This window comes from Streptomyces sp. NPDC088400 (assembly GCF_044753355.1).
GTDB lineage: Bacteria > Actinomycetota > Actinomycetes > Streptomycetales > Streptomycetaceae > Streptomyces.
The window spans coordinates 421365-438422 of sequence record NZ_JBIVMZ010000008.1 but is presented as its reverse complement, the minus strand read 5'-3'; the positions used below and the strand labels follow the sequence as shown (position 1 = coordinate 438422).

Genomic DNA, 17058 nt, shown 5'->3' with positions numbered 1-17058 from the left:
GCCTCAAGAACCACCGGGCCGTGGCCACCCGCTACGACAAACGCGCTTACATCTACCTCGGAACGGTCACCGTCGCATCCCTGGTCATTTGGCTCCGCACATGATCCAGGAAACAGAACCTAGGGCTGGTTGGGTCGCCGCGGCGGGTGAATCCAAGACAGCCACAACCACCCCGCACAAGTCCAGCACTCGCCAGAGAAAGCGGACAGCTGTCGGCGAACACCTGCTGCGGGGCTTGCATATAACGGTAGACCCGAAACGCCGGTCGACAAAAAAGCCCGAGCATCGGCAAAGCCAGAAGCATCACATCGCGGATATCTTGCGCAGCCGTCGTGACCCGAGCTACAACACATAACTCCACGTCAGGCCATACCTCGGCGATCGAATCCACTACTCATGGCCGCGCCCTCAGGAGTCCGGCTCAACTCCCTTCCACGGTGAAGCGGAGCGCAACATAGCCGCAGAACGCCGGTTCACCAAACCGGCGAACGCGAGGTACACCTTTGGTCATGGAAAACAGACCGCTCGCAATGTGCCCGGAAGGAATTCAGGGTCGCAGCACTGTTGAATTCCCCCGCGCTCAACAAGGCATCGACCAGAGCCAACTCGGCCACCGAGGAGCCGCTTTGGGCGGCCCGATGACCAACACCACCGTGTCCCCAGGCGGCTCGGCCAGTGAGAACAGCCCCAGCAACGACGCGTCGCTCAACTCCCCTCCCTGGCAAGGGAACAGGGGCGGGCGCCCGCCAAAAACCGCCATCCCAAGCGATCGACCACGCAGGCCGGCATTGCCGTGCCATATGCCTGCGAAGAGAGGACCCCGCCTTGCGCCGGCCAGTGATACCCCATGGCTCCGCTTGGACCACCCGTGCCGCGAAGGAGGTGACGCTGCATGGCTGACCGCCTCCTCACCGTGGACGAGGCTGCCGAACGACTCGGCACAGGCGTGCGCTTCGTCCGCCGCCTCGTGGCGGAACGCCGCATCGTCTTCGTCAAGGTCGGACGCCACGTCCGCATTGCCGACAGTGCTCTCACCGCGTACGTCGAAGCCCACACCGTTCAGCCCGCACGACGGGGTCGGCCCAGCTACGGCAGGGCCGCCTGATGCCGCGCAAGCCGCAGCGGCGGCGCGATTTCGGCAGCGTGCGTAAGACCCAGTCGGGACGCTTCCAGGCCCGCTACTGGGCTCCGGACGGTGTGCGGCGTTACGCGCCACATACCTTCGAGACCAAGACGGAGGCGACGACCTGGCTCACGCTGACCCAGGCGGACATAGAGCGCAAGCACTGGACCGACCCGGACGCCGGAGCGGTCAACTTCGAGGACTTCGCCAACAGGTGGGTTCGGGAGCGCGGTCTCGCGGCGACCACCGAGGATCTGTACACCCGCTTGCTCAGGCTCCATATCCTGCCCGCCTTCGGCGCGTGGGACCTGGACGACATCCAGCCGGCGGATGTGCGTGTATGGCGAGCCGAGCGGCTCAAGGCGACCAACGGCGCCAAGACCACAGTGGCCAAGTCCTACCGTCTGCTGAAGGCGGTGCTCCAGACCGCGGTCGACGACGAACTCCTCAAGAGCAACCCGTGCCGTATCAAGGGTGCCGGGAAGGAGGAGGCGGACGAGCGTGATGTCGCCGAGATCCAGCAGGTCTACGCCCTGGCCGAGGCGGTCGGACCGCGCTGGCGCATCATGATTTTCCTGGGAGCCTTCGCATCTCTCCGTCCCGAAGAGCTCGCGGAGTTGCGGCGTGGCGATATCGACCTCGACGAAGGCGTCGTGTGGATCAGGCGAGCCGCACCGGAGCTGACCAACGGCCAGAAGGCCGTGGGCGCTCCGAAGTCACGAGCAGGGAAGCGCGCGATCTACCTGCCCGACTTCGTGATGCCCGAGCTGCGTCGCCACCTTCAGTGGTTCGCCGAGAAGGAACCGGACGGACTGCTCATCGTCGGAGAGCGGGGAGCCGCTTTGCGCCGGTCTTCCTTCGGGCGCAAGTGGCGCAAGGCACGGACCGCGGCGGGTCTGCCGGACAGCTTTCGTTTTTACGATCTGCGCCACACCGGCAACACTCTGGCGGCGGACTCGGGCGCGAAGCTCAAGGACCTCATGGTCCGAGCGGGGCAGTCCAGCCCGAAAGCACAACTGATCTACCAGCACTCCAAGAAGAAGCACCAGCGCAAGCTCGCGAAGAGTATCGACGCCGAAGTCCGGCAGCAGCGCGGCGAGGTAGCCGAGCGGACTCAGGTGGAGAGGCGGAAGCACTCCGGCTGAGGCTGCGGCGGCCCGCCCAGGGCGGCGTGGCGGAGGCGGGACCGCTCAGCGCAGCGGTTCGGTCTCCGCTCCATGCCCTTGGCGGAGTTCGGGCAAGCGGCATTGCCTTCGCGGTTCCGCAACGCCTAACGCCCATGTGGCCCAGTTCATAAGAGGCGCGTCTCGCTATTCGAGAAGTCTGGCAGGGGAAGGCCCCCGGCTGCAGCGGAAGGCCGCCGAAGCTCTGCTTCTGCCAGAAGAAAGGGCTGGCGGAGGGCTGGCAAAGCGGAAAATGGTCTAGACAACAAGGAAGCCCCGGGCCGCTGGCCTGGGGCTTTTCTGTGGAGCGGGTGACGAGAATCGAACTCGCGCTCTGAGCTTGGGAAGCTCATGTTCTACCATTAAACTACACCCGCGAGGCAGCCGATGATCGGCTTCGCATCGTCGGACACTCTACCCCATCGCAGGCCCCGGGCGTATCGCGCCGCGGGGTCGTCGTCATGTTGGGCGGCTCGCGCTGGGGGCGGATGTGGCTGTGGGGGGCGGGAGTTGGGGCGTAGGGTCCGGGGGTGGAGTGCCGCTTGAGGGGGCGTTCCGTTCATCCCCTAGTGTGGGCTTTCGTCCGCGTTTGTTGGGGAAAGGACCTGATGGACTTGATGGAGCGCACCGTCGTCCGCTGTGCCGAGGGGCATGTGTTCAGTACCGCGTCGTTCCCGATGCAGCAGCTCGACGCCGGGCGGATCGGGCCCGGTCGGCTCATCCGTTGTCCGCGGTGTACGCGGTTGCGGCATGCCGTGCCGGTGGAGTCCGCGGAGCTGCTGGAGTTGAAGCAGCACTGACCGTGGTCGCGTAGTCGGCCGAGGCGCGCGGGGCTGCCCGATTGGGGTGGGCTCGCGCGCTCTGCGTATCCTCGGGGCGTGCTTCTCTCAGACAAGGACATCCGGGCCGAGCTCGATTCCGGACGCGTACGCCTCGAACCGTACGACGAATCGATGGTGCAGCCCTCCAGCATCGATGTGCGGCTCGACCGGTTCTTCCGGGTGTTCGAGAACCACCGCTATCCGCATATCGACCCCGCCGTCGAGCAGGTCGATCTGACGCGGACGGTCGAGCCGGAGGGAGACGATCCGTTCATCCTTCATCCCGGGGAGTTCGTGCTCGCCTCGACGTACGAGGTCATCTCCCTGCCCGACGACATCGCCTCCCGCCTGGAAGGCAAGTCCAGTCTCGGGCGGCTCGGGCTGGTGACGCATTCGACCGCCGGGTTCATCGATCCCGGGTTCTCCGGGCACGTCACGCTCGAACTGTCGAACATGGCGACGCTGCCCATCAAGCTCTGGCCGGGGATGAAGATCGGGCAGCTGTGTCTGTTCCGGCTCAGTTCGGCGGCGGAGTTCCCGTACGGATCCGAGAGGTACGGGTCGCGTTATCAGGGGCAGCGGGGGCCGACGGCCTCTCGTTCGTATCTCAACTTCCATCGGACGCAGGTGTGATGGCCCAGATGACTGACATGAACGGGATACGGGAGAACCTGACGTACGAGACGTTCGGCCGTGCCGTCCGTGAGCTCGCGCAGAGCATCGCCGACGACGGGTACGAACCGGATGTCGTCCTGAGCATCGCGCGCGGTGGTGTGTTCGTCGCCGGCGGTCTCGCCTATGCCCTCGACTGCAAGAACATCCACCTGGTCAACGTGGAGTTCTACACCGGCGTGGGCACCACCCTGGAGATGCCGGTCATGCTGGCGCCGGTGCCCAACGCGATCGACTTCTCCAACAAGAAGGTGCTCATCGCCGACGATGTCGCCGACACCGGCAGGACGTTGAAGCTGGTGCACGACTTCTGTGTCGACGAGGTCGCCGAGGTGCGCAGCGCGGTCATATACGAGAAGACGCAGTCGCTCGTGAAGTGTGAGTACGTCTGGCAGCGCACGGACGACTGGATCAACTTCCCCTGGAGCGTCCTGCCTCCGGTACGCAGGGCGGGCGAGCCCATCACGCCCTCCAGGGATGCGCTGTAGCGCCGGACAAACGGGGGCGTGACCGGTCCCGCTGTCTGCCGGCCGACGGATGGCGGCTGATTTCTCAGCCGGTGACCTCAGCCGGTGACCTCAGCCGGTGGCCTCTGCCGCCGCGACTCCCTGAGGTGTCTCTCGGCGTACGTGCACCATGCTCACCGCCGGCAGCAGGAGCGCGGAGATGAGGAGCATGGGCAGGGACGTGGAGTTGCCGTCCCCGAATCCGATGGTGAGGAAGGTCTCGACGTAGGTCGCGTAGGCCGCTGTGATCACCCACATCCCGGCGGCGACTCGTGGGCTGGTGCGGATCGTCACGACCGCCATCACGATGAGGTATCCGAGGAAGGCGCTGGGTGTCCAGGGCCAGTTGTGATCATCGAGGGCGGTGATCACGACGGAGCCCGCCAGCGCCAACCACCAGGCGCCGACCGGTCGGAACATCGTCAGCAGGACTGCCAGCACCGGAAGGAAGTCGGGCAGGTAGGAATGGGTCTGGACGGCGACGATCAGGACGGACAGTGCTCCCGCCACGATCGCGGCATGCGGGGTCCAGGCCGCGATGGCACGGAGCGGGACCGGCAGCCGGCGGATGATCGGGGCGTCCGTGCGCAGGGGCTTCAGCGGACGGTTGGCGAAGGCATGGCGGAAGAGGTCCTGGCCCAGCCCGCCGAGTGCTTCGGCGGCGAGGCGGTACTTGTTGTTCCGAGTCTTCCCGGCAGCTGTCTTGATCACGTTTGCCACGCTAGGCGTGCGGGCGGGCCGGGGGCGTCCCCGGTAAAGCGGATCCTTGCCCGTCCGTCCCAGGTACTACCCGCCCCCACCAGGCATGACATCCGTCGGCGCGGGCCGGAACAGCGCCTCTCTGGCTTTGATCGCCGGACGTCCTCGGCCGCCGTCCGGATACCGGCGGCACACACGCGGAGGGCCCCCTTGATCCAGGAGTGATCCGGGATCAAGGGGGCCCTCCGCACGTGTGTGTCAGATCGTGCCCAGCTTCAGCATCGACAGCAGCGCGACCAGCTGGATCGCCGACGCGCCCAGTGCCTTCGGCCACGGCAGGTCGTGCGACTTGCTCACCATCACCGTGAAGAGCGCACCCGCCACGAGCCAGGTGATCCAGCCGAGGATCACCACCAGGGAGTTCTCACCGCCCAGGAAGACCGCGAAGATCAGGCGCGGGGCGTCCGTGAACGACATGATCAGCATGGAGAGGCCGACGGTCGGCTGCCAGGCGCCCTCGCCGCCCAGCTGGCGGGCCAGCGTGTGGGTCACCGCCCCGAGGATCAGGCCGCCTATGACGAAGGCCACGGCCGTCGTCAGGGCGTACGGGATGGCGGTGGAGAGCGTCGCGTTGATCGCTTCTTCACGGGCCGTGTCGAAGCCGAAGAGCGCCAGCAGACCGTAGAGGAACGTCACGATCAGGGCCGGGCCCCAGACCGGGTAGTCGCGCATCTGGAGGAACGTCGGCGCGGGCCGCAGCACGATGCCGCTCAGCAGTTCCTTCCAGGGCAGCCGGGGGCCCGTGGGGGGCGCGGGGGCGCGGTAGGCGTCCGCGTCGCCGTACGGGTCCTCGCCGACGCTGAACGCCTGTGTGCTGCCAGGGCTGTTGGCGAACGAGTCACCATGCGGGCCGCCGTGCGAGCCCGGGTGCGACGGCTGGCCGTACGGGTCGCCGAAGTACTCTGGCTCGCCGTGCCCGCCGCCGTGTTGGCCGCCTTGCGCGCCGTGCCCGCCGTACTGTCCGCCGCCCGCGGGAGGCCACTGCTGCTGCCCGTACGAAGGTGAGGCCTGGGGCCCGCCTCCGTATCCCGGCGGCGCTGCCTGCCGTCCGTACGCCTGTTGCTGCTGCGGCGGTTGCTGCCGCTGCCGCTGCGGTTGTTGTTGCGGGGTGCGGTTGTCCCGGCCGCGTCCGATCCTGAATCCAGCCACGCGATCGAACGTACCCGGTCCTGACGGGTCGAATGACTGAGGGAGGGGAACGAGGGTGCCTTTGCGGCCGAGCTGTGACATCCCTTAGGGGATCCCTGGGGGGTCTGCCGCACCTCTGGCGGACCTCTGTCGCGCCTTTGTCGTACACCTGTCGTACCCCTGGGGCAGTTCTGGCGTACCTGCGCCCCGGCTCGGCGGGCTCGGCGGGCTCGACGGCTATCCGAGGAAGATCTTCGTACTGAACGTGATCACCGGCCGGTCCGCCGTGGCCCCGGCGGCTCCGTCCGGGCCACCGGACCCGTACAGCGCGATCAGGTCCGTCTTCTCCCCCCGGTGCGTACGTGTCACCAGGTCCGGGCGCTTGTCGCCGTCGAGGTCCGCGTACCGGAGGACCTCGGTCGACGCCTTGCCCTTGCCGGCGGGCAGCTTGGGGGCGGGTGGGAGCCGTACGGCCTTGGAGCGGTACGCCCCTCCCGCGCGCCCCGGGCCGTCCGGGCCGCCCAGCAGCAGTGTGCCCCGGGCCGCCTCGCCGGGAGTGTGCGCACGGGTGGAGTGGACGAGGTCGTCGTAGCCGTCGCCGTTGGCATCGGCCTTGGGCGCGGGTGCTTCGAGGACCGGGCCGCCGTCCTGGATCGGCGCGGACGCGGCGCGCGGGGCACCGGCCCGGGTGAAGGGGCCGCGGAGATAGCTGATCTGGCCGGCGCTCGCGGTGACCGCGAGGTCGTTCTCGCCGTCGCCGTCGAAGTCGCCGCAGACGGGGTGGTCGGGCCATTCGTTGCCGGCCCGGGCCTTGGCGGGGATCTTCAGGACGACCGCCTTGCCGCCCAGGCCGGTGGGGCCGCCGAAGAGGACCTGGAGGGGGACGGGCGGCATGCCGGTGCCGTTGTACGGCGGGTCCGTGGCGATGATCAGATCGCCGAAGCCGTCCTGGTCGAGATCACACGCCTCCTCGGCGTCGAACGCGGCGGGAAGCACGCCACCCACCCGGGCGCCCCGCGTGCGCGGGCCGAGGGTCTGGCGTACGGCGGGATCGAGGCCGGGGCCGCGCCCTCGGGAGGCGGCCGTGCCGTACACGATCCCGATGCCCGCGTCGTCGCCGTAGGAGTCGTCCGGAGCCTTGACCAGGTCGTTCAGTACGAGGTCGGGGTGGCCGTCGCCGTTGAAGTCGTCCGGGAGGCGGCTCCCCTTGCCGCGGGGGACGGGCCGGCGGATACCGGAGGCCGGGGCGGTGTCGCCGTTCTTCGCCTCGGTCCCCGCCCTGGTCTCCTGGTCCGGCGATGCCGTACAGCCCGTGCTGACGGCGCCCACCGCGCCGACCGCCAGCAGTAGCAAGAACGCCGTACAGACGCGTATGCGCACGACCCCACCCATCCCATCCGTACGGGCCAACTCCGGTGACCACAGTCAGGTCATTGTGGCCATCGCCGCCCCCGGGCTCCAGTGCTTCGGTGGTCATACGTGAGCGGCCGGACCCGCCTCTGGCAGATCCGGCCGCTCACACACGTCCCAGGACGGCTACTTCACCAGCTACTTCACCAGCTACTTCACCAGCTGCTTCACCGGCTACTTCACCGGCTCCGCCTTCGGCTCCGGATCCGGGTCCGGAGCGTTCTCCTGCTCCTCGGAGTCCGCCGGGTCCGCCGGCGTCCGTACCGATTCGAGCAGCAGCTGCGCCACGTCCACGACCTGGAGGGACTCCTTCGCCTGACCGTCGTTCTTCTTGCCGTTGACCGAGTCGGTCAGCATGACCAGGCAGAACGGGCAGGCCGTCGAGACGATGTCCGGATTCAGCGAAAGCGCCTCGTCCACGCGCTCGTTGTTGATGCGCTTGCCGATCCGCTCCTCCATCCACATCCGCGCGCCGCCCGCGCCACAGCAGAAGCCGCGCTCCTTGTGGCGGTGCATCTCCTCGTTCCGCAGGCCCGGCACACTCGCGATGATCTCGCGCGGCGGTGTGTAGACCTTGTTGTGGCGGCCCAGGTAGCAGGGGTCGTGGTACGTGATCAGACCCTCGACCGGTGTGACGGGGACCAGCTTGCCCTCGTCCACGAGGGTCTGGAGCAGCTGCGTGTGGTGGATGACCTCGTACTCGCCGCCGAGCTGCGGGTACTCGTTCGCGATCGTGTTGAAGCAGTGCGGGCAGGTCGCGACGATCTTCTTCGACGGCTTCGGCTTCTTCGTGGCGGCGTCCGCGTCGCCCTCCTCGTCGAGGGACTCCCCGTACGCCATGTTCAGCATCGCCACGTTCTCCTGGCCGAGCTGCTGGAACAGCGGCTCGTTGCCGAGCCGGCGGGCCGAGTCACCGGTGCACTTCTCGTCGCCGCCCATGATCGCGAACTTGACGCCCGCGATGTGCAGCAGCTCCGCGAAGGCCTTGGTGGTCTTCTTGGCCCGGTCCTCCAACGCGCCCGCGCAGCCCACCCAGTAGAGGTAGTCGACCTCCGTCAGGTCCTCGACGTCCTTGCCGACGACCGGCACCTCGAAGTCGACTTCCTTCGTCCACTGCAGGCGCTGCTTCTTGGCCAGGCCCCAGGGGTTGCCCTTCTTCTCCAGGTTCTTGAGCATCGTCCCGGCCTCGCTCGGGAAGGAACTCTCGATCATCACCTGGTAGCGGCGCATGTCCACGATGTGGTCGACGTGCTCGATGTCGACCGGGCACTGCTCCACGCACGCGCCGCACGTCGTGCAGGACCACAGCACGTCCGGGTCGATGACGCCGTTCTCCTCCAGCGTCCCGATCAGCGGGCGTTCGGCCTCGGCGAGGGCCGCGGCCGGCACTCCGGCCAGCTGCTCCTCGGTCGCCTTCTCCTCGCCCTCCATGGTCTTGCCGCCGCCGGCCAGCAGGTACGGCGCCTTGGCGTGCGCGTGGTCGCGCAGCGACATGATCAGCAGCTTCGGGGAGAGCGGCTTGCCCGTGTTCCAGGCGGGGCACTGCGACTGGCAGCGGCCGCACTCCGTGCACGTGGAGAAGTCGAGGATGCCCTTCCAGGAGAAGTGCTCGATCTGCGAGGCGCCGAAGACGGCTTCCTCGCCGCCTTCCTCGTCGTCGAAGACCGTCTCGAAGTCGATCTCCTTGCCGCCGGAGACCATCGGCAGAAGCGCGCCGAGGGCCGTCCCGCCGTCCGCCTCGCGCTTGAACCAGATGTTCGGGAAGGCCAGGAAGCGGTGCCAGGCGACGCCCATGTCGGTCTTCAGCGCGACCGTGATCATCCAGACGAAGGACGTCCCGATCTTGATCATCGCGACCAGGTAGACCAGGTTCTGGAGGGTGCCGAGGCTGAGTCCCTTGAACGCCGCGACCAGCGGATACGAGACCAGATACGCGGCCTGGTACGAGTCGGCGTGGTGCAGGGCGCCTTCGAGGCCGCGCAGGACGAGGATCGCGATGCCGATGACGAGGATGACGGCCTCGACGAAGTACGCCTGGCCGAAGTTGGAGCCCGCGAAGCGGGACTTGCGGCCCGCGCGGGAGGGCAGCGACAGTTGGCGGATCACGATCAGCGTCAGGATGCCGAGCGTGGTCAGCAGGCCGATGAGCTCGACGAAGACCTCGTACGGTGTCCAGTCGCCGATGAGCGGCAGCAGCCAGTCGGCCTGGAAGAGCTGCCCGAAGGCGTTCACCAGGGTCAGTACGAGCGAGAAGAAGCCGACCGCGACGAACCAGTGCGCCACACCGACGACGCCCCACGTGTTCATGCGGGTGTGACCGAGGAACTCCTTGGCCACGGTCAGGGTCCGCTGGGTGGGCTCGTCCGTGCGCGTGCCCGCGGGGACCGGTTGGCCGAGCCTCACGAAGCGGTAGATCTGCGCGATGGCTCGGCCGAACAGCGCCACACCGACGACGGCGAGTACCAACGACACGGTGATCGCGGCGAGTTGCATTTGGGGGCTCCTCGGGCCTGCGAGGGTGGGGAAATCCGCACTCTTACCGAGCACTCCTGCTGAGCACTCTTACAAACGTACTAAGCGGTAACTTAATCAGGTCGTGCTGAGGTTACCCACTTATCCGGTCGCAATGTAACGGCGTACCCGGTGATCTGTGTCGCTCGGGGTGCCCTGAGCGGGCGGCCGGGGGGCGTACCCGTGCCTGTGCCCGTGTGTGAGGAATGGCCGGGGCCCGTGTCCGCGCCCGGGACGCCGGGGCGCGCGTGCGGGCGCCTGTCCGGGGGTGAGGCACAGCGACGGGATGCTTCGGGCGAGGATCGCCAGGTCGAGGCCGATCCAGTGGTGCTCCACGTAATGCTGGTCGAGCAGCGCCGTCTCGTCCCACGGCAGTGCCGAGTGCCGCCGTGTCTGCGCGAGGCCGGTCAGGCCCGGCCGTACGAGCTGCCGCCAGGGCGCGGCCGCCGCAGGGGAGCCGGGCTTCAGGGGTGCGGGGCCGACCAGCGAGAGGTCGCCGCGTACGACATGGGGCAGTCGGGAGAGCAGGTCGAGCCGGAAACGCCGGGTGCGCAGGGAACTCAGGATGAAGGGCCGTCCGTTCAACCCGATGCGGTACTCGCGCAGGAAAAGGCCGTCCGGCGGCCTTTCCCCGGAGAACTCCATCGGCCTTTTCCTGGAGAGCGCCATGGCGAGAGCGGCGGTCGCCAGGACGGGCGCGGACAGAACCAGCAGTGCCGTGCCCAGCGTCAGGTCCAGCAGGCGTTTGGGTTCCAGGAAGCGCTCGGGTTCCGGGCGGGGGCGCGGGTTCCAGGTGGGGCGCCAGGTGAGGTGTGGTCTCGGGCGCCACCGCAGGGGCCGTTTCGCGCGTCTCACGCGTTGCTTCATGGTGGTACCCGACCGTTCTGTGAGTTCCGTTACGTTCTGTTCCATTTGCTGTGGATTCGCATCTTTTGTTACGGAACGATCGCACGGTGAACCGGCGCGGATCGGGTAGGCGGCCCCGCCGGGCGCGCTCAAACCCCCGGAGGAAGCCCTCGCGAAGCCCTCAGGCGCAAGGCATCCGCACAATAGTTGAGTCTCCTTGACTCAGGTCCTTTGACTCCCTGGGATCCGTGATGCATCCTTGAGTCTGTTCCACTCAAGTCAGCTGGAGGAATTGAAATGGCACGTGCGGTCGGCATCGACCTGGGCACGACTAACTCCGTCGTCAGCGTTCTCGAAGGCGGCGAGCCCACCGTCATCACCAACGCCGAGGGCGCCAGGACCACGCCGTCCGTCGTCGCCTTCGCCAAGAACGGCGAGGTGCTCGTCGGCGAGGTCGCGAAGCGCCAGGCGGTTACGAACGTCGACAGGACCATCCGGTCGGTCAAGCGCCACATGGGCACCGACTGGAAGATCAACCTGGACGGCAAGGACTTCAACCCGCAGCAGATCTCGGCCTTCGTGCTGCAGAAGCTGAAGCGGGACGCGGAGTCGTACCTGGGCGAGAAGGTCGCCGACGCGGTGATCACCGTCCCGGCGTACTTCAACGACTCCGAGCGCCAGGCCACGAAGGAGGCCGGCGAGATCGCGGGCCTCAACGTGCTGCGTATCGTCAACGAGCCGACGGCGGCCGCCCTGGCCTACGGGCTCGACAAGGACGACCAGACCATCCTCGTCTTCGACCTCGGTGGCGGCACCTTCGACGTCTCGCTGCTGGAGATCGGCGACGGCGTCGTCGAGGTGAAGGCCACCAACGGTGACAACCACCTCGGTGGTGACGACTGGGACCAGCGTCTCGTCGACTTCCTGGTGAAGCAGTTCGCCAACGGTCACGGCGTGGACCTGTCCAAGGACAAGATGGCTCTCCAGCGTCTCCGCGAGGCCGCGGAGAAGGCGAAGATCGAGCTGTCGTCCTCGTCCGAGACGACGATCAACCTGCCGTACATCACGGCGTCCGCCGAGGGCCCGCTGCACCTGGACGAGAAGGTCACCCGTTCTCAGTTCCAGCAGCTGACCTCGGACCTGCTGGACCGCTGCAAGACCCCGTTCCACAACGTCATCAAGGACGCCGGCATCCAGCTGTCCGAGATCGACCACGTGGTGCTCGTCGGTGGTTCGACCCGTATGCCCGCCGTCGCGGAGCTCGTCAAGGAGCTGACCGGCGGCCGTGACGCCAACAAGGGCGTCAACCCGGACGAGGTCGTCGCCATCGGCGCCGCGCTCCAGGCCGGTGTCCTGAAGGGTGAGGTCAAGGACGTCCTGCTCCTCGACGTCACCCCGCTGTCCCTCGGTATCGAGACCAAGGGCGGCATCATGACCAAGCTCATCGAGCGCAACACGACGATTCCGACGAAGCGTTCGGAGATCTTCACGACGGCCGAGGACAACCAGCCGTCCGTGCAGATCCAGGTCTACCAGGGCGAGCGCGAGATCGCGGCGTACAACAAGAAGCTCGGAATGTTCGAGCTGACGGGTCTGCCGCCCGCGCCGCGCGGTGTGCCGCAGATCGAGGTCGCCTTCGACATCGACGCCAACGGCATCATGCACGTGGCCGCGAAGGACCTCGGCACCGGCAAGGAGCAGAAGATGACCGTCACCGGTGGCTCCTCGCTGCCGAAGGACGAGGTCAACCGGATGCGCGAAGAGGCCGAGCAGTACGCGGACGAGGACCACCGCCGCCGCGAGGCCGCCGAGACGCGCAACCAGGCCGAGCAGCTCGTCTACCAGACGGAGAAGTTCCTCAAGGACAACGAGGACAAGGTCCCCGGCGACGTCAAGACCGAGGTCGAGACGTCCATCGGCGAGCTGAAGGAGAAGCTCAAGGGCGAGGACACCGCCGAGATCCGGACGGCCACCGAGAAGGTCGCGGCCGTCTCGCAGAAGCTCGGCCAGGCGATGTACGCCGACGCCCAGGCCGCCGGCGGTGCCGAGGGCGCGGGCGAGGCCCCGGGTGCCGGCAAGGCCGCCGAGGACGATGTCGTCGACGCCGAGATCGTCGACGACGAGAAGCCGAAGAAGGATGGTGCCGCGTGACCGAGGAGACCCCGGGCTTCGAGGAGAAGCCCGACGTCCCCTCCGGCGCGACACCCGAAGAGACCGCGCCGAAGGCCGCCGAGCCGGACTCCGTACCGGAGCCGGGCCCGGCGGCCCCGGGCGGGGACGTCCAGGATGTAGCCCTGCAGGCCCAGTTGGACCAGGTCCGTACGGCGCTCGGTGAGCGCACGGCAGACCTCCAGCGGCTCCAGGCCGAGTACCAGAACTACCGCCGTCGGGTGGAGCGGGACCGGGTCACGGTCAAGGAGATCGCTGTCGCGAACCTGCTGACCGAGCTCCTGCCCGTGCTCGACGACATCGGCCGGGCGCGGGACCACGAGGAGTTGGTGGGCGGCTTCAAGTCGGTCGCCGAGTCCCTGGAGGCGGTCACCGCGAAGCTGGGGCTCCAGCAGTTCGGTACGGAGGGCGAGCCCTTCGACCCGACGGTCCACGAGGCCCTGATGCACTCGTACGCGCCGGACGTCACGGAGACGACGTGCGTCGCGATCCTCCAGCCTGGGTACCGCTTCGGCGAGCGGACGATCAGGCCCGCCCGCGTCGCGGTGGCCGAGCCCCAGCCAGGGGCCCAGCCCAAGTCCGCGGAGGAGCAGGCAGGCGACGAGGAGAGCGGTGGCCCGGACGGGGGCTGACGCGGTGACAGGCAATGAAGGCGGAGAGGAGGGACGTCGGGAATGAGCACCAAGGACTTCGTGGAGAAGGACTACTACAAGGTTCTCGGCGTCCCCAAGGACGCCACCGAGGCCGAGATCAAGAAGGCGTACCGGAAGCTCGCCCGCGAGTTCCACCCGGACGCCAACACGGGTGACGCCAAGGCCGAGGAGCGCTTCAAGGAGGTCTCCGAGGCGAACGACATCCTCGGTGACCCCAAGCGGCGCAAGGAGTACGACGACGCCCGCGCGCTGTTCGGCAACGGCGGGTTCCGTCCGGGACCCGGCGCCGCCGGCGGCAACGGCTCGTTCAACTTCGACCTGGGCGACCTCTTCGGCGGCGGCCCGGGCGGTCCGCAGACGGGCCCCGCGGGCGCCGGCGGCTTCGGTGGCGGACTCGGGGACGTCTTCGGCGGGCTCTTCAACCGGGGTGGCCCGGGGACCCGCACGCAGCCGCGCCGTGGTCAGGACATCGAGTCCGAGGTGACGCTCAGCTTCACCGAGGCCGTCGACGGGGCCACGGTCCCGCTGCGGATGTCCAGCCAGGCACCCTGCAAGGCCTGTTCCGGTACGGGCGACAAGAACGGCACCCCGCGGGTCTGCCCGACCTGTGTGGGCACCGGCCAGGTGTCGCGCGGCACCGGCGGTGGCTTCTCGCTCACCGACCCCTGTGTCGACTGCAAGGGGCGTGGGCTGATCGCCCAGGACCCCTGCGAGGTGTGCAAGGGCAGCGGGCGCGCCAGGTCCTCACGGACCATGCAGGTCCGTATCCCGGCGGGCGTCAGCGACGGCCAGCGGATCCGGCTGCGCGGCAAGGGCGCGCCGGGCGAGCGCGGCGGTCCCGGCGGGGACCTGTACGTGGTCGTCCACGTCGACGCCCATCCGGTCTTCGGCCGCAGGGACGACAACCTCACGGTCACCGTGCCCGTCACCTTCTCGGAGGCGGCGCTCGGCGGCGAGGTGAAGGTGCCGACCCTCGGCGGACCCCCGGTCACGCTGAAACTGCCCCCGGGGACTCCCAACGGCCGTACGATGCGCGCCCGGGGCAAGGGCGCCGTGCGTAAGGACGGCACTCGCGGCGACCTGCTGGTCACCGTCGAGGTCGTCGTTCCCAAGGACCTCGGCGCGGAGGCACGTGACGCGCTGGAGGCCTACCGGAAGGCGACCGCGGACCAGGACCCGCGGGCAGAGCTGTTCCAGGCGGCGAAGGGAGCATGACGCGATGGACAGGGACGGGCGTCGTCGGCAGTCCGCATCGTTCGGCAGGGCGTATCAGCTGACCGAGGAAACGCCGGTGTACGTCATCTCGGTGGCGGCCCAGCTCTCCGGGCTGCACCCGCAGACCCTCAGGCAGTACGACCGTCTCGGCCTGGTCTCCCCGGACCGTACGGCGGGCCGGGGCCGCCGCTACTCGGCCCGTGACATCGAGCTGCTCCGTCAGGTGCAGCAGCTGTCGCAGGACGAGGGCATCAACCTGGCCGGCATCAAGCGCATCATCGAGCTGGAGGACCAGGTCGCGGCGCTCCAGGCCCGGATCGCCGAGCTGTCGTCGGCGGTCGACGGCGCGGCGGCGGCGATGCGGCAGCGCGAGGCGCAGGTGCATGCCTCGTACCGCCGGGACCTGGTGCCGTATCAGGATGTGCAGCAGACGAGCGCGTTGGTGGTGTGGCGGCCGAAGCGGTCGGCGGACTGAGCGGCCGGAGTGGTCGGCGGACTGAGCGGCCGAAGCGGTCGGCGACGTAAGTGTGTTGAGGGCCTGACGGGGTCCTGTTGAGGCCGGGCATCGCCGAGGAGTGTGTTCAGCGGCCCGGCACCGTCTGCGAAGGACCCCCGCCCGGCGGACCCGCCGGGTGGGGGTCCTTCTCGTACTCTCCGGGTGCTCTGCCCGCCGGCCCCGCGCCCCCGACCGTCCCGGCGCCTCCGGCCGTCCCCACTGTTCCCGACGCACCGATGGCCGTGGTCCCTTCGGTGCCCCCCTGCCCCTGCTCCAGGATGCCCGACCGCGCGATGAGGTAGCCGAGTTGGGCACGGCTGCCGCTGCCGAGGGTGGCGGCGAGTTTGGCGATGTGCGCGCGGCAGGTCCGTACGTTCATCCCCAGGCGGCGGGCGATGGCCTCGTCCACGTACCCCTCGACGAGAAGGCGTGCGATGGAGCGCTGGACGCCGGTGATGCCGTCGGGGGTGGGCTCGTACAGGACATGCTGGGTGAGGGGGGTGGCCCGGCGCCAGAGCTGCTCGAAGACCTGGGCCAGATAGTCGACCAGACCCGGATGGCGCAGTTCCAGGGCGACCTGGCGGTCGGAACGGGCGGGTATGTACGCGACGGTGCGGTCGAAGATGATCAGCCGCTCGATGAGTTCTTCCAGCGTCCGGATCTCGACCTTGCCCTCGGCGAGCCGCTCCGCGTAGGCGAGTGTGCCCTGGCTGTGCCGGACGGTGTGCTGATAGAGCGTGCGGAGACTGACACCGCGGTCCACCACGGACCGGCCGCGCTCCAGCGACTGGGCGAGCACATGCGCGCTGCGTCCGCCGCCGGGCTGCACGGTGAGCACTTCGGTCCGGCACTCGGCGGTGGAGAGGTCGAGCGCCGCGTTGATCCGGCTGACGCCTTCCAGCACGGTGATGGCGTGGGTGGTGGGCGGGTCCTGAGCGCTGATGGTCATGAACGGCTCGAAAGAGTCGGTCAGTTCGACGGCGAAGTGACGGCGCTGCTGGATCTCGCGCTCGATGGGGTGGAGCCGCTGGGCGAGGGCCGCGGATGGTGGAACAGGGCGAAGCCAGTCCGGATCGTCGGGATCGGGATGCAGGAGAGGGAATTCCATCAGGCAGGGAGCAGCGGCGGCTTCGCTTCGGGCGAGGCGTCCGGAGCGCAACGCGCTGGCGTAAAGCCGTCTGCCGTCATCACACAGATCAGTGACGGCATGGGGATGTGTCGGTTTTGAGTTGTTTGCGGGCAAAGCTCCACCCCCCAGGGTCCTGAACATGCAGGAACATGATGCCTCGTCCTGGTGGTGTTGACGTGTCCGGGTGAGACATCGTCTAGATGGCGGGGGAGAGGAATCCATCAAGTGAGGACGAAGCCGACTATGTACAAGAGAATGCTTCGCGCGGTGGTTGCCACTGCTTTCTCTGCGGCTCTGGCCTATGGTGCGCTGGTTGTCGGGGGGGACATCGGCTGGAGCACCAAGCCTGTCGCATCTGCCGCTGAGGGTACGGGCGGTGACATCGGCTGGAGCGATTCGGCCCGTGGATCCGACGCTCAGGGTGGGACGCCGGGTGACATTGGCTGGATCGTGTCCC

At 68.2% G+C, this 17058-nt stretch carries 14 protein-coding genes, 1 tRNA gene and 2 pseudogenes; 10 read left to right on the top strand and 7 right to left on the bottom strand.

Annotated elements, in window-relative coordinates; all coding sequences use genetic code 11:
- The 3 genes and pseudogenes from ACIQD6_RS22600 to ACIQD6_RS22590 all read left to right on the top strand — a co-directional run.
- Nucleotides 1–104 (top strand): annotated as a pseudogene (locus ACIQD6_RS22600) (IS5/IS1182 family transposase); the annotation flags it as partial.
- 788 nt (nucleotides 105–892) lie between these two features.
- Nucleotides 893–1105 carry an excisionase family DNA-binding protein gene (locus tag ACIQD6_RS22595; protein WP_401884959.1) on the top strand — a complete coding sequence of 71 codons (213 nt, stop codon included), beginning with the start codon at nucleotides 893–895 and terminating at the stop codon, nucleotides 1103–1105.
- Nucleotides 1102–2268 carry a tyrosine-type recombinase/integrase gene (locus tag ACIQD6_RS22590; RefSeq protein ID WP_401885000.1) on the top strand — a complete coding sequence of 389 codons (1167 nt, stop codon included), beginning with the start codon at nucleotides 1102–1104 and terminating at the stop codon, nucleotides 2266–2268. The genes ACIQD6_RS22595 and ACIQD6_RS22590 overlap by 4 nt, the downstream gene beginning before the upstream one ends.
- Nucleotides 2269–2589: 321 nt before the next feature.
- On the opposite strand, the gene ACIQD6_RS22585 is transcribed toward ACIQD6_RS22590, so the two are convergent.
- Nucleotides 2590–2663 (bottom strand) — tRNA-Gly (locus ACIQD6_RS22585).
- A 231-nt stretch (nucleotides 2664–2894) separates the two neighbouring features.
- On the opposite strand from ACIQD6_RS22585, the gene ACIQD6_RS22580 reads away from it, so the two are divergent.
- From ACIQD6_RS22580 to ACIQD6_RS22570, 3 genes are all read left to right on the top strand, one after another.
- Entirely contained in the window at nucleotides 2895–3086 is a 192-nt protein-coding gene (locus tag ACIQD6_RS22580; RefSeq protein WP_401884958.1) for a hypothetical protein, read from the top strand.
- Between the two features lie 78 nt (nucleotides 3087–3164).
- Complete coding sequence (dcd, locus tag ACIQD6_RS22575; RefSeq protein WP_401884956.1) at nucleotides 3165–3740, top strand: dCTP deaminase; 576 nt, start codon at nucleotides 3165–3167, stop codon at nucleotides 3738–3740.
- A gap of 17 nt (nucleotides 3741–3757) precedes the next feature.
- Nucleotides 3758–4267: a phosphoribosyltransferase gene (locus ACIQD6_RS22570; RefSeq protein WP_401884999.1), complete on the top strand. Its 510-nt coding sequence runs from the start codon at nucleotides 3758–3760 to the stop codon at nucleotides 4265–4267.
- A 90-nt stretch (nucleotides 4268–4357) separates the two neighbouring features.
- Here ACIQD6_RS22570 and ACIQD6_RS22565 read toward each other — a convergent pair whose 3' ends face one another.
- The 5 genes from ACIQD6_RS22565 to ACIQD6_RS22545 form a co-directional block, all read right to left on the bottom strand.
- The gene (locus tag ACIQD6_RS22565; protein ID WP_401884954.1) at nucleotides 4358–4996 is read right to left on the bottom strand and encodes a hypothetical protein; all 639 of its coding nucleotides are present in this window, start codon (nucleotides 4994–4996) and stop codon (nucleotides 4358–4360) included.
- Nucleotides 4997–5242: 246 nt separating this feature from the next.
- A complete protein-coding gene (locus ACIQD6_RS22560) occupies nucleotides 5243–6193 on the bottom strand; it encodes a Yip1 family protein (RefSeq protein ID WP_401884953.1) in 951 nt (316 codons plus the stop codon).
- A gap of 216 nt (nucleotides 6194–6409) precedes the next feature.
- Entirely contained in the window at nucleotides 6410–7552 is a 1143-nt protein-coding gene (locus tag ACIQD6_RS22555) for a VCBS repeat-containing protein (protein WP_401884952.1), read from the bottom strand.
- 204 nt (nucleotides 7553–7756) lie between these two features.
- Nucleotides 7757–10075: a (Fe-S)-binding protein gene (locus tag ACIQD6_RS22550; protein ID WP_401884950.1), complete on the bottom strand. Its 2319-nt coding sequence runs from the start codon at nucleotides 10073–10075 to the stop codon at nucleotides 7757–7759.
- 120 nt (nucleotides 10076–10195) lie between these two features.
- Nucleotides 10196–10948: a sugar transferase gene (locus ACIQD6_RS22545; RefSeq protein WP_401884949.1), complete on the bottom strand. Its 753-nt coding sequence runs from the start codon at nucleotides 10946–10948 to the stop codon at nucleotides 10196–10198.
- 288 nt (nucleotides 10949–11236) lie between these two features.
- Between ACIQD6_RS22545 and dnaK the strand changes: the two genes are divergently transcribed.
- From dnaK to ACIQD6_RS22525, 4 genes are read left to right on the top strand one after another with little or no spacing between them, the layout of a single operon-like run.
- On the top strand, nucleotides 11237–13090 hold the full coding sequence (dnaK, locus tag ACIQD6_RS22540) for a molecular chaperone DnaK (protein ID WP_401884948.1): 1854 nt from the start codon (nucleotides 11237–11239) through the stop codon (nucleotides 13088–13090).
- A complete protein-coding gene (gene grpE / locus ACIQD6_RS22535; RefSeq protein ID WP_401884946.1) occupies nucleotides 13087–13740 on the top strand; it encodes a nucleotide exchange factor GrpE in 654 nt (217 codons plus the stop codon). The genes dnaK and grpE overlap by 4 nt, the downstream gene beginning before the upstream one ends.
- 42 nt (nucleotides 13741–13782) lie before the next feature.
- The gene (dnaJ, locus tag ACIQD6_RS22530) at nucleotides 13783–14976 is read left to right on the top strand and encodes a molecular chaperone DnaJ (protein WP_401884944.1); all 1194 of its coding nucleotides are present in this window, start codon (nucleotides 13783–13785) and stop codon (nucleotides 14974–14976) included.
- A gap of 4 nt (nucleotides 14977–14980) precedes the next feature.
- Complete coding sequence (locus ACIQD6_RS22525; protein WP_401884942.1) at nucleotides 14981–15451, top strand: heat shock protein transcriptional repressor HspR; 471 nt, start codon at nucleotides 14981–14983, stop codon at nucleotides 15449–15451.
- A gap of 289 nt (nucleotides 15452–15740) precedes the next feature.
- Here ACIQD6_RS22525 and ACIQD6_RS22520 read toward each other — a convergent pair.
- Nucleotides 15741–16742 (bottom strand): annotated as a pseudogene (locus ACIQD6_RS22520) (helix-turn-helix transcriptional regulator); the annotation flags it as partial.
- Between the last annotated feature and the right edge of the window lie 316 nt (nucleotides 16743–17058).